The organism is Pseudomonas sp. IT-232MI5, assembly GCF_949767845.1.
GTDB lineage: Bacteria > Pseudomonadota > Gammaproteobacteria > Pseudomonadales > Pseudomonadaceae > Aquipseudomonas.
In genome coordinates, this window is sequence record NZ_CATKQE010000008.1 from 99,427 (window position 1) to 121,752 (window position 22,326).

Sequence of the window (22,326 nt, forward strand, 5' to 3'; positions counted from 1 at the left end):
CTAGCATCGGCCTCACTTGCACCCCGAACAGGCGAACATCAGGTAGCCCATGCTCGAGCCCACAGCACCGCCAAGGAAAGCACCGCTGGCCCCGCCGCTGGATACGCGGCATCAGGTCGAAACGCCGGAAGGCATCGACCTGCCATTGCGTCCCGCCGGGTTGATGGTGCGTGCCGTGGCCTTTGCGCTCGATCTGGTTATTCGCGGCGTGATCATGGGCGTGCTTTTCATTGCCCTGGCGTTTCTCGGCAAGCTCGGCATGGGTCTTGGTTCGCTGCTGCTGTTTGCAATCAGCTGGTGGTACATGGTGCTGTTCGAAGTGCTGCGTCAGGGCCGCTCGCCGGGTAAACAATGGATGGGGCTGCGCGTGGTGCACGACGACGGCACACCGATCGGCTGGTCGGCGTCGCTATTGCGAAACTTGCTGCGCTTTGTCGATCTGCTGCCTTTTGGCTACTTTCTCGGCACCCTCAGTTGCCTGCAACACCCGACCTTCAAACGCCTCGGTGACATGGCTGCCGGTACGCTGGTGATCTACAGTGAACGCCCGCTCAGCCGTCCACAATTGCCTGACGCCGAACCGCGGCGCTCACCCGTGCCACTCACCCTCAGCGAACAACGCGCCGTGCTTGGTTTCGCCGAGCGCCAAGGAGAGTTATCGCCAGCGCGGGTCAATGAACTGGCGGCCCTGCTCGCCCAGCCCCTGCATATTTCTGCGCCCAAAGCTGTCGCTGAACTCAACGGCATCGCTCGCGGCTTGTTGGGCCCGACATGAAGCAAAGCCTTTTCGAAAGTCGCCACAAGGACGAATGGGAGCGTTTTGCGCTGGCCCTCGAACGCCTTGAACGGGGCAAGGACACCTCACAAGTCGCCGGTTTCCCCAAGGCCTATCGCAGGCTTTGCCAGCATCTTGCGCTGGCACAGGAGCGCGGTTACAGCAGTTTTCTCATCGACTCATTGCAGCAACAGGTGTTACGCGGGCATCAACAGCTGTACCGCCACCGCAGCCGGCTCGGTGCCAATCTGCTGAGTTTCATTCTCGCTGACTTTCCACGTCTGGTGCGCGCCGAATGGCCCTTTGTACTGGTTGCCAGCCTGCTGTTCTTTGGCAGCCTGATCGGCGTCGGCATGCTGGTATATGTGTTTCCCGAGCTGGTCTACAACCTGATCCCAGCCGATCAGGTGCGTGAAATGCAAGGCATGTACGACCCGGTCGCCGGCCACCTCGGGCGCCCCGCCGAACGCGCGGCCAGCGAAGACTGGGTGATGTTCGGTTACTACGTGATGCACAACATCGGCATCGCCTTTCAGACCTTTGCCAGCGGTTTGCTGATGGGCGTGGGCAGTGCGTTCTTTCTGTTCTACAACGGCATGGTCATCGGCGCGGTGGCCGGGCACCTGAGCGAGATCGGTTTCGGCCAGACTTTCTGGTCATTCGTCATCGCCCACGGCGCCTTTGAACTCACCGCCATTGCCCTCGCTGGCGCGGCTGGCCTGGAACTCGGCTGGGCCTTGATCGCACCCGGACGGCTGACTCGCGGCGAAGCGCTGAAACGGGCCGCGCGCAAGAGCGTATTGCTGGTCTGCGGGGTGATGTTGTTCCTGCTGATTGCCGCGTTTATCGAAGCCTATTGGTCATCGAAAACCAGCGTCACGCCGCTGACAAAATATCTGGTCGGGGCCGGACTTTGGGCCTTGGTTGCGATCTATCTGTCGTTCGCCGGAAGGACCCGCCATGCGCCTGAGTGACGCCACCGTGGTGATCCGTCCGCGCACAACCTGGGAAGCCATGGACCTTGGTGTGCTGATGAGCCAGCAACATCGGCGTCTGCTGATGAGCAGTTGGGCGATCGTCACCCTGCCGCTGTTCGCCGTGCTCAGCCTGTTGCTGTGGGATTCGCCATCACTGGCGGTGTTTATCTTCTGGTGGCTGAAACCGGCGTATGAACGCCTGCCGTTGTACATCCTGTCGAAAGCGCTGTTTGGCGAAACGCCGACGCTCAAACAAGCCTTGCGCGAATGGCCGCGCCTGCTCAGACCCCAACTGCTGGCCAGCCTGACCTGGCGCCGCCTGAGTTTCAGCCGCAGCTTTCTATTGCCGGTGCTGCAACTCGAAGGCCTCGATGGCAGCGCCCGGCAACAGCGCCTGCAGGTGCTGCTGCAACGCAACGCCGGCGCGGCGCAATGGCTGACCATCATCGGCGTGCATCTGGAAACCGCGTTGTGGATCGGCCTGATGGTGCTGTTCTACATGTTGCTGCCGCAGCAGATCGAAACGGATTGGGACTGGCAGTCACTGGTTCTCGCGGCGGACAACGAGTGGCGCTGGCTGGAACATCTGACCAATGTCTTCTATGCGCTGGTGCTCGTGGTGTGGGAACCGGTCTACGTCGCCTGCGGCTTCAGCCTTTATCTGAACCGGCGCACGCAACTGGAAGCATGGGACATCGAATTGGTATTCCGCCGCTTGCGTCAGCGTCTGAACAACGGTGTGTTGGGATTGCTGCTGGCAGTCTGTCTGATTGTGCCGAACGTGCCCACGGTTTGGGCCGCCGAGCCCGATGACGGTCCACAGACACCGCGGTTGTTGAATCAGCCGCTGACCAGTCAGGCATCGCGTGACAGCATCAAGGCACTGCTTGAGCAACCGCCGTTCAAGAACAAGGAATTCGTCACCCGCTATCGCTTCGGCGAGGACCCCGCAGAACCGGCCAAAGCGCAAACACCGGGTGAAGCGCCGCAGTGGCTGAAAAGCCTGTTGGGCTGGCTCGACGGGCAACACCTCAACGTGCTGGCGAAGCTCATTGAAGTGTTGCTGTGGGGGGCGGTCATCGCTGCAATCGGCTGGCTGATCTGGCGTTATCGCGATTTTCTCCAAGCCTTCGTCAGCCGCCGCCCGAGACTGCCGGCAAAGCCCAAACGTGCGGTGCCGCAACAAGCCTTTGGCCTGGACTTGAACCGCGACGCGTTGCCTGACGACATCGCCACCAGCGCCGAACAACTCTGGCAAAGCCAACCCCGCGCAGCACTGGGCCTGTTGTATCGAGGACTGCTCAGCCATCTGCTCCACGATTTCGACCTGACGCTGAAACCCGCCGACACCGAACTCCAGGTACTGGCGCACGTTGAACAATTGCAGCGTCCCGAGCTGCTCGCGTTCAGCCGCAACCTGACTACCCACTGGCAGAACATGGCCTACGGGCATCGCGTGCCGGCGGCGTCTCTGCAGCAGGAATTGTGCGATGGCTGGCGCGCCTTGTTCGGCCCCGGAGCCGCCCGTTGAGTCGCTGGACACTGTGGTGGGTCGCTGCGTTGATCGCCTTGCTGCTGGGCGCGCTGAGCGTTTTCCTCGTCCTCAAGGCCAAGCCTTATCAGGAAGCAGTCGATCACGGCCCCTCGCCCGCCGCGCAAGCCAATCCTTATCTGGCGGCCGAGCTGTTTTTGCGTGAGCGCGGCCTCAACGTCAGCCATGCCGAAAGCCTCGCGATGCTCCCCGATATCGATCCGCGCCGGCATACGCTTCTGCTGTTCAACGACCGCTCGCGAATGACGCCGCGGCAGGTCGATCAAGTGTTGAACTGGACGCGAGCCGGCGGACGTCTGGTGTTCGTCGCCGAATCGCTGTGGGATGAGCAAACCAGACAGAGCAACGACCTGTTGCTCGATCAGGTGCAACTGCATCAATCCCTGAGCAAGGATCTGAAAGACTTGCCCGCCGACGCTGAACCCGATCGCTTCCCGCAACTGACCAAACTCTATCTGGAAGACGAAGACGCACCGGCCTACGCTGGCTTCGACACCGACTTCCACCTCGACGACCCGAAGAATCTTGCGCAAGCCTGGGCCAACAGCGCCAAAGCCACGCACATGATGCAACTGCCCTACAGCCTGGGCACGATTACCGTGGTCACCGACGCCGATCTGTGGAAAACCGCAGCCATCGCCCAGTACGACAACGCCTGGCTGCTCTGGTATTTGAGCGCCGACACCGACGTCACGTTGATCTACAACACCGAGCATGATGGTCTGCTCACCTTGCTCTGGCGCTACTTCCCGCAAGCCATCGTCGCCCTGCTCGCATTGATCGGCCTGTGGCTCTGGCACGTCGGCGTACGCCACGGCCCACTGCAATTACCCGCCCCGAGTGGACGTCGGCAATTGCATGAACACCTGCGCGCCAGCGCCGATTTCCTGTTGCGCCACAACGGCCAGCAGGCGCTGCTGCAAGCACTGCAACAGGACGTGCTGCGCCGCGCCCGCCGCCGCCATCCAGGCTTTGACCAATTGAACGTTGCCGAACAATGGCTGGCGTTGTCGCGCCTGACCCGACAACCCACCCGCGCTATCAGCCAGGCCCTGAGCCCGGTGCCGAACCGGCGGGTTTCCAGCGCCGATTTCTGCCGCCAGGTCGCCCACCTGCAAACCCTGAGGAACACGCTATGACTGAACAGATCGAGCCCGGCAGCGCCAGCCACGCCGCCCAGCAACGCCAGCGTGCCAGCCAGTTGGCACAAGCGGTGCGCGGCGAATTGCAGAAAGCGCTGATTGGCCAGAACCAGGTAATCGACGACGTGCTGACGGCACTTATCGCCGGTGGTCACGTGTTGCTTGAAGGCGTGCCGGGGCTGGGCAAGACCCTGCTGGTGCGGGCATTGGCCCGCTGCTTCGGTGGCGAGTTTGCACGGATTCAATTCACCCCGGACCTGATGCCCAGCGACGTCACCGGCCACGCTGTGTACGACCTGCAAACCGAACAGTTCAAGCTGCGCAAAGGCCCGTTGTTCACCAACCTGTTGCTGGCCGACGAGATCAACCGCGCGCCGGCGAAAACCCAGGCCGCCTTGCTCGAAGCGATGCAGGAGCGTCAGGTCACACTCGAAGGTCGTGCCCTGCCCATCGCGCAACCGTTCATGGTCCTGGCCACGCAGAACCCGATCGAACAGGAAGGCACTTATCCCCTGCCGGAAGCCGAACTCGACCGGTTCATGCTCAAGGTACGCATGGACTACCCCGACGCTGATCAAGAGCTGAACATGGTGCGTCAGGTCTGCCGTTCGACCCGCGCTGACATGCTTGATGTGCAACCGCTACGCACGGTGTTGCAAGCCAAGGACGTGCAAGCCTTGCAGCGTATCGCCAGTGACCTGCCACTGGACGATCAGGTCCTCGATTACGCCGTACGTCTGGCGCGCGGCACGCGCACCTGGCCGGGGCTGACCCTTGGCGCCGGGCCGCGCGCGTCGATTGCCCTGGTGCGTTGCGCCCGCGCCCGCGCCTTGTTGCGTGGCGGTGAGTTTGTGATTCCCGACGACATCAAGGGCTGCGCGCTGGCCGTGCTGCGCCATCGTGTACGCATTGCCCCGGAGTTGGACATTGAAGGTTTGCAAGTAGATCAAGTGCTCCAGCAACTGCTCGACCAGATTCCGGCGCCGCGTCTGTGAAACCCTCGCGCCTGCTATTGATCTGGCTGGCCTTGCTGCTGACCATCGGTATTGTGCTGGGCACATTGCGCACACTGGAGATCGAAACTCCGGCGAGCCTGGTATCGATCAATTGGGGGTTGCTGCTGGCGCTGTTGGCTCTGGCGGCGCTGGATGCGCTACGCCTGCAACGTCTGCCGACACCGCGCATCACGCGACAGATGCCCGGCAGTCTGGCACTAGGCCGTTGGGGTGAAGTGCGTCTGGAAATCGAACATGACTTCAGCGAGCCGATACACATTGAACTGTTCGACCACCCGCCAGAAGGTTTGAGTTTCGAAAACCTGCCGCTGGCGATTGAATTGCAACCCGGCCAGCGCAGTCTGCTCGGCTATCGCCTGCGCCCGCTCCAACGCGGTCATTTCAGCTTTGCCCACTGCGAAGTCAACCTGCCCAGTCCCTTGGGATTATGGTCAGGCAAACGCTTGCTCAGGGTCAGCGATCAGACCCGCGTCTACCCCGACTTCGCCCGGCTCTACGGCGGTGAGCTGCTGGCCGTGGACAACTGGCTCAGCCAGCTCGGCGTACGCCAGCGGCAACGTCGCGGTCAGGGCCTGGAATTTCACCAACTGCGCGAGTTTCGTGAAGGCGACAGCCTGCGTCAGATCGACTGGAAAGCGACGGCCCGTCAACGCACACCGATTGCCCGGGAATATCAGGACGAGCGCGACCAGCAGATTATCTTCCTGCTCGATTGCGGCCGCCGCATGCGCAGCCAGGACGATGAGCTGTCGCACTTTGACCATGCGCTCAATGCCTGTCTGCTACTCAGTTATGTGGCGCTGCGTCAGGGCGATGCGGTGGGTTTGAGTACCTTCGCCTGCGATCAGCCACGCCATCTCGCGCCGGTCAAAGGCAGCGGGCAACTGAACGTGCTGCTCAACACGGTTTATGACCTCGACAGCACGCAGCGCCCCGCCGACTTTCAGGCCGCCGCCAATCAGTTGCTGAGCCGCCAGAAACGCCGGGCACTGGTGGTGCTGGTGACCAACCTGCGCGATGAGGACGATGAGGAACTGCTGAGTGCGGTCAAACGCCTGAGCGCACAGCATCGGGTGCTGGTCGCCAGTCTGCGCGAAGAAACGCTGGATACGTTACGTCAGACCACGGTGCAAACATTGCCTGAGGCGTTGGCTTACTGCGGCACGGTGAACTACATGAATGAGCGGGCAGAACTCCATGAGCGATTGAGCGCTCATGGCGTTCCGGTGTTGGATGTCCGGCCCGCGGAGTTGGGGGCCGAACTGGTGACGCTGTATCTGAGCTGGAAAAGAAGTGCGGCGCTTTGATCATCTCTCGATCTTGACGTGCACAGATCCGCTGCTCGAGGTCCCGTCAGGATTCTCGACTTTGACCTCAAGGGACACGGTTTCCGACAGATCCATCACCCTCCAAGCGGTTTCGTATTTACCGTTGCCATTCGTACTGGACTCAATGAATGGCCTCCCGTTAATGGAGACAAGTATTTTCCTTTCCCGTATCGCTTCTCCAGAAGCCTTGTCTACGATCAACGCAGTCATGGTTACCCAGTCGTTCACGAAAGCCGGATTCGGCGAGGCGACAACGGACTTCACAGTCGCTGGACGTTCATTGACAGTCAACCACAGCGCTTTCACGTCCCAGCCAGCCAAGCTGCCATTTACCGACGCCCACAACGAAGCCTCACCTGCTGCGCCCAAGACAACGCGCGCCGTTGCCATCCCATCGGCACCCGTCAGTGTTGCCGGTAAAGATGTGTTGTCGTACTCCCACATCACTTCGACATTGGCCAAAGGCTCGCCGGTATTGGCTGAAACCACCAAAGCCTGAGCTGAAATTTCTTGTCCCGGATAACCGGTCAAATCATCACTGACCAGCTCTTTGATCTCTCGCGGCTCGTGCAGGAAATACGGCAATGAAATCGATTCCGAATACTGCGCGTCCCCCACCGTCGCGGTCAGTTGCGCCGCTCCGGGAGTCTTGGGCACAAAGCGGATCCACGCCTCGCCGTAGAAGTTGGTGGTCGTCGTCACCTCGCCAAGATCCAGAGTGCGCCAGACAACATTCATCCCCGCCATCGGCCTGCCGCTGACAGCCGAAACAAGGGTGATCCGCTCGGACACAGCTTCGCCCCAGTACAGCGTCTGGCTAAGCCGCGAACGCTCGGCAATCTTCACCACTTGCGCGCCTTCACCCACCGATATTGCATTGACAGGTGACCATCGAGCCAGGCTTTCGCAGGCCAGAAACAAGCCGAAACTGCCGTTACGCTTGTCATCGACCATGAAGGAATCGGTGAATCCCGCCTCGCGGCTGAAGGTCCGTGGCAAACCGAGTACTGGTTGAGTAAAACGAATACCGAGTGCCTCAGGCCCGGTGCCGACCATGCCCAGCATCAACCTTTTACCGGACAAGAAGGTGTCTTCCGGAGCAGTTATATCGATTCTATGGGTCTGTTTACGCCGCGCAAAACCGGTGTCCTGGCCAAAAGGCTGTGCAGTCCCGTTGTCCATACTGAACTGCAATCGATCCCACGGATCGTCGGCCAGCGAACAGACCGCCATCGAACGTGTATCTGTAACATTGTCATACGGACTGCTGACAGACACCTCAACCGTCGCCGATCCGCCTGTGGTTGCCCAATGCGCAAAGCCTGCCCAGCCATCGTCAGCAGTCACACGTTCTTCAGAGTGACCATCAACCTTCCACTGCGTTGGTACTTGAACCATGGCATCTTCCGAGAAGTCCGAACGGACCTTCGCCCACATCCATGCCGGGTCCTGACCCACGATCGGGAAAACGGCAGACTCACGCACGGTTTCAATGCTGAGTTTGTTGTGGCCCAAGTGCAGCGTGGTTGAATCGGTTCGGCCCCCAAGCTCCGCATTAAAATTAACTCTAAAACTTCCGGCAACCCGACTCGCCAAACAATTCAATGTCCAAGTCATGCCACTTTCATCAATAACATTGATGCTCTTTGGAGGAGGGTCGAGGACGATTCCCAATTCTGATGCTGGAGTTCCGTTCCATTCCAAATCAATCATGAGACCCACAAGGGCACTCAGCGCATGGGTTCTAAAAATATACCGGTGCACAGCGCCCAGACAGGGATACAGCGACTGACCTCGGGCGGTGCTCATATGATCCAGAACCAGAGTGAATTCATCGTGAATGTCCGGTGAAACCAAGCGCCCGAGCAACTCTCGATCTTCCAGTGAATCGGTCAACAACCGCAGTCCGAACATGCTGCTGCGGCTCTTGGCGTATTCAGAACTCAGAGTCCAGATCAGCGGTTCATCTGCCCGCAATATCCTGGGCTCGCCAAGTTCACTCACCACCAGCCCGATGCCTGGTTCGTCAATGCCCCATGCCAGCGTGATTTCCTGGCCGATAAGAGGACTGCCGGCGAGGGCAGTGACCTCCAGGGAATGGGTGAGACCTCGTTTGCAGGCAACCCCTAGATCTTGTTCGATCCGACCACGATCAAATGTGATGTTGACCTTGTCTTTCCAGGAACTCCTGGCAATCGCGGTCACGCTAAATTCGCACTCATGCGACTCGGCCGATTCATGCGCTCGGACCGCCGCGGTGATCGCGTGAATCCCGGGTTCTCTGGTGTAATACTTCAGGCTCCCCCAACCAGCGCTTCCCGTTTGGCTGCGGAAAATGCCGTTGTCGGTTTGCCACTCGATCTTCGCACCGATCACCGGCTCGCCGTCCCCCTGATCAGTAACATGCACCACTTGCAAGCGCAGGTACGCAACTCCGTTCTCATCCACTACCGGACTATTCTCGGCCTGGCGTACCTCTTTGATCTTGATCCTGTTGCGCGCCAGCGACATGCGCTTTCTGGGCGACGGCAACAACAGCTTCGAGCAGACCAGTGACAATTCGAACATCCCGTCGCGCCGGTCTTCACAACTCAGCCTCCACGAGGCAGTGCCCTCACCATCGATCGGCATGGGCACTGCCGTTTCCAGAGGCGGACTGACCACGACACCCAGTTGCTCATGCCTGTCACCGTGCCAGTGCAGATAGAAGTCGCTGCCTCGCAGAGGACTGTTGGCCGCCAGCATTACATCAATGGAATGGGTAGAACCCCGGTTCGGATAACTGTTATCAATCCAGTCCCTGATTTCGTTATTCTCACAGACAGTCATCTGTGCCCACGGATCCTCTCCCAGTACCCGCACGTCAAACGTCTGAGTCCACACACCCTGCTCGTAATAAAGGCTGACCACAGAGGCTTCAATAACGAAGTCCCCTGCTGCCTTCGCCTCATAACAGTAGTAGGCCCAACCTTGTTCATCAGTAACGGCCGCCGCCAACACCCCCCGCTCGGCGGTCGCCCAGTTCACCGTAAGCCCGGCAAATGGCTGGCCGGTGTAATACGACGCCACTTGCACCCCCAAACGGACACTTTGCTCAATCAATGGGTAGTAAGCGGCCTCGACCACCTCACGAAAAATCAGTCGATGATGCCCCAGCGATACAGGGATCTCGTAGGCCTGCGCGGTGTAACGGTTGCGCAAGCTCAGGGTGAATTCGTAGTCCTGATCATCGATCAGCGGGCAATCGAGCGTCCATGGCTCGTCCAGCAATTGCGGGGTGTCCCAGGCAGGCGTCGCGACAATCGCGCCCTGCGGGTTATTGTCGATGCTCAATGCGACCTGGGTGCCGTCCCAAGGGTTATCCGGCACAGGTACAAAACCGAGCATGTGGGGCGTGATCAATGCGTCGCTGCCAAAAGCTCCGCCGCTGCTGGCGCCCTGACACAGGTACATTTTGCGCAAGGGCAGGAACGAGATGCCGTCCAGCTCAATTTCCTGCAACTCAAGTGGCGCGAGTTTCAACTCGACTTTGACGCGTGTAACCCAGAGTTCGCCAAATGGACTCGAAGACTCTGTCGAGCTGTATATTTCGATGCGCAGTGGCTTTGAACTTGAGATGGGCGATGTCAGTTCTACCTCATGCAGGGTCGGACTGAATCGCCTCTCTGGCCCAGATCCGAAACCCTCGCGCTGTTGTGCCAGATCAGGTTTACCGACGGGTTCGAGTTCGATGCGGTAATGCTCCGCTTCTCCCTGAGAAATCTTCACCCAGCCTGATTGGCCGAAACTGCTTTCCCATAGAAAACTCAGCCAATAAGCACCATTGCCATCGGGATCTCTGGGAAGTGTGACGTCCTGAGTGACCCCCGCGCCCTTCGGCGCTTTGAGGTGCTTGACAGGCTTGTTTTCGTAATACGCTGTGCCTATGACAACTGTCCCCGTCCTTGCCCAACATTCGAACCTTTCTTCGAAATCACCGTTGCACACCAGGTTTTCATTCATCCGAACGACAGGATCACTCATGATTGCGCACTCCCTTGCCGGCCAGGCGTTCTTGCGCTGCATTGACCAACTCCTTCACCGAATCGGTAAACGACTGATCTCCGCACTTGGACGAATAGCGAATGCGCAAGATGCAATCGTTCATCGAGCGCAGCATGGCCTCCTGTCGCGGTTCTTTATGCCATGGCCATTTCAGCTCCCAGGTGGACACCACACCGGTATTTTCAAATGGATAGAGCAAACCTTCATCTGGCTTCACCGCCGTCATGCCGTTGTCGGCAATCCCCACAGACAGGGCTATCTGCTGGCCCGGACGCAAGTTGAACAGCAGATCGGAAGGGGCCACTACATCAGGATCAGGATTGTGCAAGTACTGCACTGACTGCACCGAAGCCCGGCTGGTGGTCATGCTGCCGATCTGCAGCAAGGTCGCGCGCACGTCCTCGAATGGGCCCGTCAACACTGCAAAGTCCATTTCCACCGAACTGATCTGCCGACAGTAATGTCCCGGATAATCCCGATCGAACAGCAATTGGGTGAGTTTGAACACCAGCGAGCCGGTCGCCAGCAATTGCGCCAATGCAGCCTCCCAACTACCGATGCCGAGCTGAGGGTCTATTGCATCGTTGAACAGGCGACGCAAGGAGATGGTTTTTACCACTTCAACTCGTCGCTCGGTGCGCTGCAGGTACTCATGCTCCATACGCAGCAGATACGCGCGCAGATGCTCGCCAGCGGTCAAACCGTGGCGTTGATCCTGCCAGACCTGCGGCAAGGGAATATATGAATCGTAATCGCCGGTTTCGGCGCTCATCGCCGCTTGTGCGCTGAGGCACAGACTGACCACCGCGTCGTAAGCCTGATAGTGCAAAGCCTTGAGCTGGCCGAGCATCCAGCCGAACAATTCGGCATTGGTCGCGCGCTTTTTCAGATAGTTGTACATCGTCAACGCCTGAGCGTTAGCTCGCAGCGTTTGCGCGAGGTTGGTTCTGGCCGCATCAATCGCATGGCTCTGCGCGACGATCTGCGCATCGATGGCAGCGATTTCTGCCAGCGCCTGATCGCGTTGCAGCCCCCATTCATTGCGGCGACGGCGATAACCTTCGGTGGTGGCTTGCTTGTCGGCATCGATTTGCAGCATCGACGAAGCGATTTCCAGGCCAAAGCAGATGGCATCCGTAACTTTGTCGATCCGAAAACCACCGTTCGCCATACCGAAGATATTGGGTGCGGTCGCAAATGCCACGCCTACCGGTTTGAGGATTTTGGCAGCCAGCGCCAGCTCTTTGGACTGGTCCAGGTTTGCCATGACCTGATATTCGACAGCCGATACGTTTTCGTCATAGCGTGCTGCGTAAGCATCAGCCCGTTCCCGCGCCACTGCCCGGCTCTGCTCAAGCGCCGTCATGCTCGCTTCCAACTGAGCGATGGATTGCTCCTGTACGGTTTTGGCGTAGTTGCCCAACTCCACCAGATGGTTTTGCTGCAGCTCTTCCTGCTCGGCACGATCACGCCGCTCAAGCAGATTGAGTACCTGGCTGCCGTAATCCTGCAAGGCCTGCACCGCACGCAAGGCAACCTCGAAGATCACGCGCCAGCGAAACGCAATCACCACCAGCCGTCCGCCCATCGGTCTGGCGCCACCGACACCACCTGCAGCCAGAGCGCGCAGCAATTGGTTCGGGTCGGTCGGTGGGTTGAACAACGGCAGGAGCATGGGCTTGCCATCAATCGTCAGGTTGTTGCGCAAGTTGTTCATGCGGTCCTGCGGCTGGTTGAACCAAGTGAACAACTCATCATTGATGGGTGCCCTGAACGGCGGACACCCCAACATGCCCAGCATGGGAGCCCTATCGGAGCCGGCCGGAACATCTGCCAGGCTGTAATTCAATGTCTGCTCGAACGTTTCCAGTGCCGTACGCGTGCAACTTTGGGCCAAAAGGTCCTTCAGCGTCGCGGTCTGCCACAAGTTCACCGTTTGAGTCAGAGGCGGTTTGCCCATCAATGATCCCGCTTGCACATAGCAAAGCTTTGCCGCCACCAGACTTTCGCGGGTCAGTTGACGGTAATGCCAGTCCCCCCAGGCCATGAGGTTCTTCACATACTCGATGAACATCAGCAGCCTCAAATGCACAGGCGCTGAATATCCAATCGCGTCCGGGTCGGCGGGCGCCACGGCTTCACAGCCGACATTGCCCAGATCGTTGATCAACGGTCGGCAGCGCCAGTAATTCGGTTTCTCGGGTACCGTGCTGCTGTCGGCATTAGCCCGGGGATCGAAGACGAAATGCAACCACGTCTGTGCTTCGGCAAACCGCTCTTCATCACGCAAGCGTGTCGCGATCAAATGCGGCAAGTGGAAAAACAGCTCCCAGAAAAACAGCCCGTTGGCACCGTCGAAAGCGCCATTGCGTTCCTCGAAATCAACACCGGCAGGCGGCGGCTCTGACAGATGCTGGGAGTCCCAATTAATCAGAGTCGCTGGAGAGACAGTGGAGCGTGTGACCAACTCGGGACCGAACAGCGAATTGAGCCGAACGTATTGCATCGCCCAGCCAGCGCCCAGTTGAAAGTCGAGGAACTGGGCGGCATCCGTGGTGTTTTTCAGCAGCGTTGGCGCGAGGAAATCCGAGAGATCGCCAATCGTCAGGTCAAACTGTTTACCGCCAAAGCCTTCAGTATCATTCTTTAGAGTGAACCTGACGTTGTTCCAAGCCCCTTTTGGTCGAGTGAAGGTCCCCAAGAACTGCATCGTCCAATCGCCGGCGATTGCAACCTCACTTCTCACAGGTTCAGGGTCGTTAACAGTTGCAAGTTCCAACTGCAAGGTAAACGCAGTCTTCCCGATGCCTGGTAACCCTGTTGACCTGCAAAAGCCCTCAACCGTCAGCACGTCGTTGTCATTCACGCGCATGGCGAAGACGTTCAGTCCCAGAAAAGCGGCCATGGAGCCTGACGGCGACTCGCTGGATACCACCGTAACCTCAAGACCCAAGGGGTGCTGAACCGTCAAGGCAGAAACAAATCGATCCGTATTGGCCAGCTCAAGCCAGTTACCACTGTCCCCGGTAACGGGACGCATCAGCACATCGATGATCGCGATCTCTTTCAAGGCACCTGTGCCGGTTTTATCGTTGACCAGCAATACCCCCAGCTTGCCTTTGGGGATCTGAGGATCGACCCACACAGTTGCAATCAGCCGGGCACCTGCAGAGAGATCCTCATCAAACTCGCGATGGCGTAAATTCAAAGGCGCCGACCACTGGCCGTTCTGCCTCATGAAGGCCACATTGATATCCAGCTGATGCGGTACGAACCGGGATTTGTCGTCCTTATCGGGATCCGGAGGATCGGTTTTGATGATCTCGCCGACCTTGTCCCGCCACTCCGCCCAGACCAGACACAGGCGTCCGTTCCAGATCACCGGACGTATGTCCAGCACCCGCCCGGCGGGTTGAATGTCCACCGCTTTCCATTCACTCCACGCCGCCGGGTTGACGGCGCGGCAAGTGGGCGTTATCTCGATTTGCGCCTTGCGCCAGAAGTACTGGAACGGCGGCACCCGCTGACGCCCGACAAAATAATAATCGGCGCGCTCAGGGTTTGTGCCGTCCATGTAGCCACTGACGACATCCAGATCGCAGATCTGCTCGAAGGCTTGCAAGTAATCCTGCAGCGCCGCCTGAACCGAATCGGTGTTGAGACGGGCCTGGTTGAGATTGTTTTCAAGGGTCTTGAACAGATCCGTCTTGCGCTGACGCACAAACGGATTGATGTAGTTTTCCGGGTAGAGCGCGATCATCTGCACCGCAGCCCAGTCCGAGTAGTTGTTGTACAGCGCCCAGTTTTCCAACTGCTCTGGGGGAAATTCGTGGTTTTCGAAACCGGGCTCCATTTTGTTGTACACGGCACTGATGTATTGCTGCGCACAACTGATCGCTTCGGCCACCCCCGACGTCTGCACCCGAGCACTGTCCAGCGGGTCGATGCGTAGCAATTCGAACAGGTCCTCCGGGGTCCGCAAAGGCGGGTAACGCTCCGCCCTTACTTGCCCGATGCAATAATCAAGCAACGCGGTACGACGTTTTTCCTGCAACAGACCAATGTTGTTCGATGTCATGATCCTTGCTCCGTGGAAGAGGTTCCCGCGTCACTGTCAGAAGGCGGTGACGCTTGTTCTAGCGAGTGGCTGCGGCCTTGCGACACCCCAAACCTGATGGGTTCGAAGACAATCCCCTTCGCGCTTGCCAGGCTGCGTACACCGACTTCGAATTCCCCGCTGAAAGCGCTGGTGATATAAACCGTGGTTCTACCGTCCTGATCGGTGAACCCCTGTGCCGGGCGGATCGTTGGCCTTTTCTCGGGATCTGTTCCTTCTTCCCAGGCCCAGTCCACCAGCATGTTGGCCCCAGGATTTTCGTACTGATCCACCATCTTGGCGAAAAGTGTGATTGTCTTACCAAGCTCCACGACCTCCGTTGGCACCGGAGACATTTCCGATGTCGGGAAATTCATGCTTTCGGCGTCGGCAATGACGTTGATGCTCACTGCCCACTCAGGCTCGAGCAGGCTCATGGAAAAATAAAGACTGTCCGTGCCCAAGACTTTGCCCGGAACATACTCAGCCGTGAGGACTCCTTGGGTATCGGTGATACCCAAGCTGATGGTCCCTAGCTCGGAGTGCCAGTCGACCGCGACACCTTTCAACGCTGCGCCCCGGGCGTCAGTAAGCGTCATCGTAATGATCGCTTTCTCGTCTGGTTTACCAGCGAAGACTTCTGTAGGCGTTACGGTGCAAGTCATCCGGACCAACTGCTTCAGTTCGCCCGGTGCTTGCACGACCGGCACACGCGTCTGGGTCTGACTCAGCAAAGCCAGTTCAGCCGCCTGGGCGTAGGCCTCACTGGCATCGATTGTCTCCGGCAAGGTACCGATCCGCAAAATGGTCCGCGCATCCATACCGGTCTGCATCGACAACTGATAAACGCGCATCAGCAGATCCAGTTGATCCAGGGTTTTCAACACTTGGGTTTCAGGATCGATATGGCGAACACATTCGCTGACTTCCTGCGCGCTCCAGGCAAAGAACTCAGCCAGTTTGATGGCCGCGGCCTGCTGCACCACGCGTAATGCATCGGCGCTGAGCATGGGAGGTAATGAATGGACCTGGCGCAGATAATCCAGCAACTTCTGCTCCGGCTGTTCGCTCAGACTGAACGCGCGAGTCAGCGTGGTCATTGCGTAAAGTATGCGCACCGAGAACACAAATTTTTCAGAGGGATCGATGATGGTGATTTGGTCGATCCACTTGGCGTATCCATAATCCAGATAGTCCCGGACCAATGCCGCACTCAAGCCCAGTGTCGAAACAACTTCAGCGCGCTGACGCACAACAGCCAGCAGCTCGAGTAACGGATCGGAAGGTTCGTCGCGCCTGCGCGCCCTCGCTGGCGATTCGAGGGCGGTGCGGTCATACACCTGGCGCAACAGTTGATATACCGAGGCATCGACCCAGTCCAACACCAGAATGGCCAATTCGCCCTCGATGCCGGCGTAGATTGCCAGCGACTCCCTGACCAGCGACACCTGCGCGTCTCTGGCCTGCAGAAGAACGGTGAGCATGATCTCGACCAAGACGCTGACCTGGATTTCCTCAATCTCCAGGCCGTTCCTGACGGCCCATTCGAGTTTCTCGCGGGCAAAGGCCAAATAATCTTCCGGCGTCAGGTCAGTGGCCAGTATCAGGCCATTGACATCGACAACCGGCGCCAGCCCCTCACTGTCAATCGAGAGTAAATCCAGCCAGTCGCTTTCTCCGGCCGGTGGAATACCGGCCAGGAGAAAAGAATTACCGGACAACCGCGCGCTGGGCAGGAGGGCGCCGATCTTGTCGAAGAACTGCTGATCCTGCTGCGAGAACTCGCTTAAACGCAGTGGTGCACTCACGTGCTGCAACATCCACAGCACCGATATGTTGCTTTGCTCGCACCATTGCACACAGGCCTGCATGGCTTCGATCAGGCTCAGCACACCCGGCGTAGCGTCAGTGCGGCTGTCATCAACCGCCACGTCGACAATACGCGGCTTGCCTGCCAGCCCTTTGAGCCAGGTTTCTCCGCCCAGCACACGGAGCATCAACACGCCTTCGACCGGCGTGATATTCAACAGCCGGGGCAGTTTTACCAAACGGTAGAAACTGGAGATGACCGCCGAACTGCGCACCAGATCATCGGTAAGATCATGAGCCTGGGCTATCGCCAACGCCAGATAGTGGTAAGTCTGAAGATCAATGCCCAAACCACTGCATAGCTGGCTGACCGTCAGATTGTCTTGATCCGATGTCGGTATCAGCGCAAACGCTTTGTCGTCGAGTTTCAGCGGCTTGCGATAATTGTCCTGATTGTTGAAGACCTGATCGAACTGCGACAGTGCATCACCGCGACCGTACAGTGACAGTTCATCGAGGAACACGGCGAAATCTGCTGCCGTGCAGTTGTAGCGTTCACGCAGTCGCTGAAACAGACCCAATGCATGGATCACGTTTACCGAAATCGCCCACACCTCAGGTTTTTCGGCACCACGTGCTTCAGCCCTGATCGCTGCCGCCAACAAGGCGTCAGTCTGCTCAGGAGGCAGATTCAGCCATTTATCCAGGCGTAACTTGCGGTTGAGCCGATCAAATGTATTCAAGCCTTTTGGGTTATTGGGATTAACGAGTATCCGATGAAGATTAGTCCCTGACTGCGTGCTGATACCGATACCGGGGTGAGCGTTACCATTGATGTAAACCGAGCCGGATCGGCCGCCTTCCGGGACGTCGGGTTTACTGGGGTAATCCACATTGTCCGAACGCCGCGGCGCGTAGTCCCCAACCGAAAAAAGACTTGTAACCTCCTCGGCCACAAGATTTGTACGTTGAGCCAAATAAAATATCTGGTTGAGATTCATATACTCAACGTCTTCGGTGCCAAAGTTCTCCAGATAGAACTGATACATATCCTCGGAATTTTTGTATTCTTCAGTCACCAACTTCTGCTGGTACGGACCAAGCCGAGAGGCATGAGCCAAGGCAGCAGCGGCAAGACTGGTCAGGGACCCGGAGTGCAAGAAATTGGGGAATTTCCCGTCAACAATGTTGGCAAAATCCCCCACTGATCGTCCGTTGAAACCCGCAACCCCATCAATCGTGTCCCAATGTTGGTAATACGGCAGACCGTTGGGATAGCGTGCGTTGATCAATGCCTGTTCAATTGGAACCTCCGTGTTCGTAGTGATGAACGCCTGTAGCACGCGTACGATCACGTCGACTGATGGCTCCGGCGCGTTCACCGTTTTACTGTCGACCGTCAACTTCATCAAATCCGTGCGACGTTCATGCAACGGCAGCTTGGTGCCGTCACCAACGGATTCGATCAAGTCGCGAATCAAGCGATACAGGAAGACGAGATACGCCGAAGGCCCGAACATGGACTCCAGAGAATCCGAAGGGCATTTGGCGCTCAACTGCAGATCGAATATTCGCTCCAGTTGCGGCCCGTCAAAGAGCGACATCAAACCGCTGGACGGTCCTGTCGACCCGGCTTTGTCCCACTGCGCGTGATGCTCAATAAACCGACGCCGCACATAGGTCGCCAGGCTGTTGGCCCGACGCAAAAAGCGCCGGGCCTCTTCCTGCTCAAGTCCGTACTCGCCGACCAGTACCGGAAGACCCTTTTCGACCAGAGGGAAAAACGATCCCCCCTGCTCAAGGTAACTCCAGAGCGTTGAAAGCCGGTTTTGCGCAGAAGACGTTTGCGCACCAAACAGTTGAATGAACAACTGCGCAGCGGGACGGAGTGAATCAGCCATGGTCACTTTCCTTGAGTCGATAACCGGCCCGGGCCGCCTGACTGTGGTGTCAGGCGGACCCAGCGTTGCATAAGGATTTAGCGCTTGAACGCAGTCGCTGCCAACTGTCAGAAATGACAGGTTTTATGACCGCTCATCGGAAATTTACAACCGGGTTTTATCCGTCGGCACTGATTCGATTTCAAACCGCTCACTGACGACCCAGTCAGAACCCATCGGATCGCTGTCGCTCGGCTGCAGCTTGAAACGACACCAGTTGCCGCCCAACGGTAGCGTTTGGTCAGACAGGCCTTGCCAGTCAGGGTCGACCTGAATCGACGCTAGCCATGTCTTGTCCGGGTTGAACGGATCGACCAGAACACCGACGCCTTGACGGCCCTTGCCGGCAAACAGCACCGGGTTGCTGACCCAGCGTCCCGGTTCTGGGATCTCAACGGTGGGCAGATAAGTTGCCAGCTGAAGCGTGCGTTTCGCGCTATCGGATACAAACCCTTCGCAAGCCGCCACAGCGTCCAGCTCATGATTGCCCTCGTCTTGACCGGGCTCCAGCGTTACCGACCACGTCCGGTTTTCCCGCACCTCGGCGCTGGCCTGGTCGCTACCCAGCGTCACGGTCACGGTATCGCCGGGCGTCGCGAAACCCGAGACCACGACCCGTCGGCCGACATGGTCATCGGCAGTCGGGGTTTCGATAAACGGAGCCGCCGGCACAACCTTGTAACGCAAACGCTCATTGGCCTGAGAGCGCTGCGCAATGCCATTGTGGACGAAGGTTTGAAAAGCCCAGATGGTCGTGTTGCCCACCGGCAAACTCACTTCGGCATCCCAGTTGCCTGACGCGTTCACCTCAATATCCGTCAGCAATGGCTCAGTAGCGCCTTCCAGCCAGACCTCCACCCGCGCGGTAGCTCTGCCGGTGCCAGCAATTTTCGAAGTGCGCGGCGCTCTCCCGCCAGGGATCGGCGTCGTGAATCGAGGCGGCGGCACCACCACCTTGAGCCTGTGCTCAGCACTGTTTGCCGAATCTCGCCCGTTGAGCGTCTGCTGCGCATGGAGGAAATATTCCCTCAGGTCCAGACCGATCAACTGGATAGACCATTTGCCCTCCTCAAGCAATTCGAGCGGATCACCCAGCGTTCCTCCCATCAGGCTGTCATGCAATTGCATCACCGCGCCCTGCATGCCGTTATCACCTTCAATGGTGACGTCGAACCCCACTTCCGAGCCGGATCCCGGCGCGACAATGAGCGGTTGCAACATGACTCTGTGGACAGTGAAGGTTTTCGAGGTCGGTTTTGAAAGGAGATCGAGGATTGTTTGCGTGACCTCCGCGGCATGTTCGATATTTGCCTCGAACGGGGTTGGTCGCTGAAATGTCCAGGTGGATCCCGTCACGGTCGCCACATGCGTCTCGGTATCGTCGCTGAACCTGATGTTCACCGTGGCGCCCGACAAGCAAGTGCCGCGAAATACCGGCTCCAGCCCTTCTTCGCCAAGATCATCCACGCCTGGCGCCAGCGGTGGAATCGTGACGTACAGGATGAAAGGACGTTGCGAAGGATGGTTTCCCAGATGCTGTGTAATGCGCACTTCCCGCTTGTTGGTTGGGCCCCACTCAACCAAAGCAGACGTCGACCATTGGCCGTTCACGACCACTACACTCCGTGCAGCCTCGTTTGTATCGGGAAACCTGAGCGAGACGGTGGCACCTGTATAACCTTTGCCGCTGAAGACCGGTAGATACTCCTCGGTGTAGCTCGCCTCGGTGATATCCGGCATGTCGTTGCGGACTTTGAACTCAAGAGGCTGCGATTCGATCCAGCCACTGGCGTTGTCGGCGATCTTTTGAATCAACGTCACATCGTAGCTGCCCAGAGACCAGACAACGGGGGCCGTTTCCCAATAGCCCTGGGCATTGACGCGGACGTTGGAAGGCAAAGGCAGCGAGCCGTCGCTGGCAGAGAACTGGATTTCGGTCGAGAGGTTTTGATCGAAATGGCCGGAGCCGGAGAACTTCAAGCTTGTATCAGGAAGAAAGGTGACCTCAGGTTCTGCCAGTTTGGGAGGGCGGATTCGGAAAGAGCGGGGGGCGCTTCTCTTGGACGGTACGCCGCCAAAGGTTTGCATCGCGACAAGCGAGACGGGGCCTGGCTCGACAATGACTGGAGCAAACCAGTTGGCAGCGGATACTGCATCTTCCCCCACTTGAATGGTCGATAGATCCTTGAAAATCTGCATGACTGAGCCGGGCCAGCCCTGCGTGCCACCGATCGAGAAAGAGCAATTCTGTAAAGGCTCAACCGGGCTGGTGATGACGGGCGTCGATCTGCTCGTGACATTGATCGTTGCAGATGGGGGCGAAGGAAAATCGCCGATGATTTGCGTGGCAAAGTAAGACGCGCTGTTACCTGACAGCGTCAAGCGCTTTTCCCACGTCCCATCGGGTTGAATGTCAGCATTGCCCAAGACCCCGCCAGTCGATGCGTTATGCACCCTCACCGTCCCCACGCCATACTCGCCACCGGCTCCTCGTATGGAGAATTGTTCGTCGACTTCCTCTCCGGAAACGGGAGAGATGATCGTCACTGGTGTGACGCGTAGATTCACCGTCACCTTCACGCCACCAACCGGCTGGAGCTCAAGCCTGTATTGATCGGGTCGGAACACGCCCTTTATCACAGTGTCCCAGCGCCCATTTTTTGGCGTAATCGTTTCGGCAGCGACCTCGTCATTTCCACTGAACATACGCAAAACGATAGGGAAGTTAACATCTGAATTACCGGCAACGACAATATCGCCATTTCTCACATAGGCATTATTCACCGGAGTTGTAATCGAAGTAACCAGCACTCCCTCTGACTCGCCTTCAGTAATCATCTGCAGCCTCCCTGTTGTTTAAGACCTTACATAAAAAAGCCAAACATCATTCAAATACTAAAGTCCACCCAAATTTCATTGGAGCCCACTGGATCAGACGCATCCCCTCTATCGAAGATGTATCTGATAAAGACTCGAGCACGTCCGTTGGCAGCAATCCATCCACCGCGAGGATAGCTATGCCACTCGCCGTCCTGCCACATGGCATCAGGGGAGTCGTTGCCCCACCATTGACTAGAGTCGAAACTAAAATGCAAGTTTGCTTTGTTGCCTCCTTGATTAACCAACTGGGTAATACGATATTGTGAGGAATAGCAATAAAACAAACCTCCACCATGTTTCCACCAATAGCTAAAAGTCAGATCACCTATAAAGTTACCCACACTGACGCGCAGTGTTTTGGTGACTGTCTGAGCACTATCGATCGACTTGAACTCCTCCTCTGAAATCGACTGAGTAGCGCTGACGTCCTCAAGACCGTCCGGATTTGAAGTTGTCAGTTTTTTTCTCTTGTCACTCATAAAAACCTCGGCACTTTGCTGAGCTGATTTGTTCCTGTTGCAAAAACATTGAACGCTCAGCCTGTGCAAGTGCACACCTGTAAGATCTGACAGTCCCGACGAACGGTATTTTTTCCAGCGAATAAACCGACTTGTTTCGGTCGGATAACCCCTGATCAGTTGTCGATCAACTGACTGATCGGAAACTGTTTCTGAGAGAGAAGGCTGAATAACGAGCGGGCGCAATTGATGCAACCCGACCGTTAATAAGCGCGTGCCAGTGAAGATGCTTTCGCGGACAAACCCGCT

General features: G+C 57.7%; 11 protein-coding genes. 6 read left to right on the forward strand and 5 right to left on the reverse strand.

The window, feature by feature from the left end; translation table 11 throughout:
- Positions 1-49 precede the first annotated feature (49 nt).
- The 6 genes from ACM6JQ_RS07660 to ACM6JQ_RS07685 are packed head-to-tail and all read left to right on the forward strand — an operon-like array spanning position 50 to position 6,769.
- Entirely contained in the window at positions 50-775 is a 726-nt protein-coding gene (locus ACM6JQ_RS07660; RefSeq protein WP_007912777.1) for an RDD family protein, read from the forward strand.
- A complete protein-coding gene (locus ACM6JQ_RS07665; protein WP_007912778.1) occupies positions 772-1,749 on the forward strand; it encodes a stage II sporulation protein M in 978 nt (325 codons plus the stop codon). The genes ACM6JQ_RS07660 and ACM6JQ_RS07665 overlap by 4 nt, the downstream gene beginning before the upstream one ends.
- Positions 1,736-3,283, forward strand: coding sequence for a DUF4129 domain-containing protein (locus tag ACM6JQ_RS07670; RefSeq protein WP_414893498.1), 1,548 nt, complete (start codon positions 1,736-1,738; stop codon positions 3,281-3,283). The genes ACM6JQ_RS07665 and ACM6JQ_RS07670 overlap by 14 nt, the downstream gene beginning before the upstream one ends.
- Entirely contained in the window at positions 3,280-4,443 is a 1,164-nt protein-coding gene (locus tag ACM6JQ_RS07675) for a DUF4350 domain-containing protein (RefSeq protein ID WP_095112290.1), read from the forward strand. Before ACM6JQ_RS07670 ends, ACM6JQ_RS07675 begins: the two co-directional genes overlap by 4 nt.
- Positions 4,440-5,441 (forward strand): AAA family ATPase, encoded by a 1,002-nt coding sequence (locus ACM6JQ_RS07680; RefSeq protein ID WP_007912781.1) that lies wholly within the window; start codon positions 4,440-4,442, stop codon positions 5,439-5,441. The genes ACM6JQ_RS07675 and ACM6JQ_RS07680 overlap by 4 nt, the downstream gene beginning before the upstream one ends.
- Positions 5,438-6,769: a DUF58 domain-containing protein gene (locus tag ACM6JQ_RS07685; protein ID WP_007949646.1), complete on the forward strand. Its 1,332-nt coding sequence runs from the start codon at positions 5,438-5,440 to the stop codon at positions 6,767-6,769. The genes ACM6JQ_RS07680 and ACM6JQ_RS07685 overlap by 4 nt, the downstream gene beginning before the upstream one ends.
- On the opposite strand, the gene ACM6JQ_RS07690 is transcribed toward ACM6JQ_RS07685, so the two are convergent.
- The 5 genes from ACM6JQ_RS07690 to ACM6JQ_RS07710 all read right to left on the reverse strand — a co-directional run bounded on the left by ACM6JQ_RS07690 (position 6,770) and on the right by ACM6JQ_RS07710 (position 22,038).
- Entirely contained in the window at positions 6,770-10,855 is a 4,086-nt protein-coding gene (locus tag ACM6JQ_RS07690; protein WP_414893499.1) for an Ig-like domain-containing protein, read from the reverse strand.
- Entirely contained in the window at positions 10,806-14,912 is a 4,107-nt protein-coding gene (locus tag ACM6JQ_RS07695; protein ID WP_414893500.1) for a neuraminidase-like domain-containing protein, read from the reverse strand. The genes ACM6JQ_RS07690 and ACM6JQ_RS07695 overlap by 50 nt, the downstream gene beginning before the upstream one ends.
- Entirely contained in the window at positions 14,909-18,640 is a 3,732-nt protein-coding gene (locus ACM6JQ_RS07700; RefSeq protein ID WP_414893501.1) for a Tc toxin subunit A, read from the reverse strand. The genes ACM6JQ_RS07695 and ACM6JQ_RS07700 overlap by 4 nt, the downstream gene beginning before the upstream one ends.
- A 144-nt stretch (positions 18,641-18,784) precedes the next feature.
- Positions 18,785-21,517 carry a hypothetical protein gene (locus ACM6JQ_RS07705; RefSeq protein WP_414893502.1) on the reverse strand — a complete coding sequence of 911 codons (2,733 nt, stop codon included), beginning with the start codon at positions 21,515-21,517 and terminating at the stop codon, positions 18,785-18,787.
- Positions 21,518-21,567: 50 nt separating this feature from the next.
- On the reverse strand, positions 21,568-22,038 hold the full coding sequence (locus tag ACM6JQ_RS07710; protein WP_414893503.1) for a hypothetical protein: 471 nt from the start codon (positions 22,036-22,038) through the stop codon (positions 21,568-21,570).
- Positions 22,039-22,326: the final 288 nt, after the last annotated feature.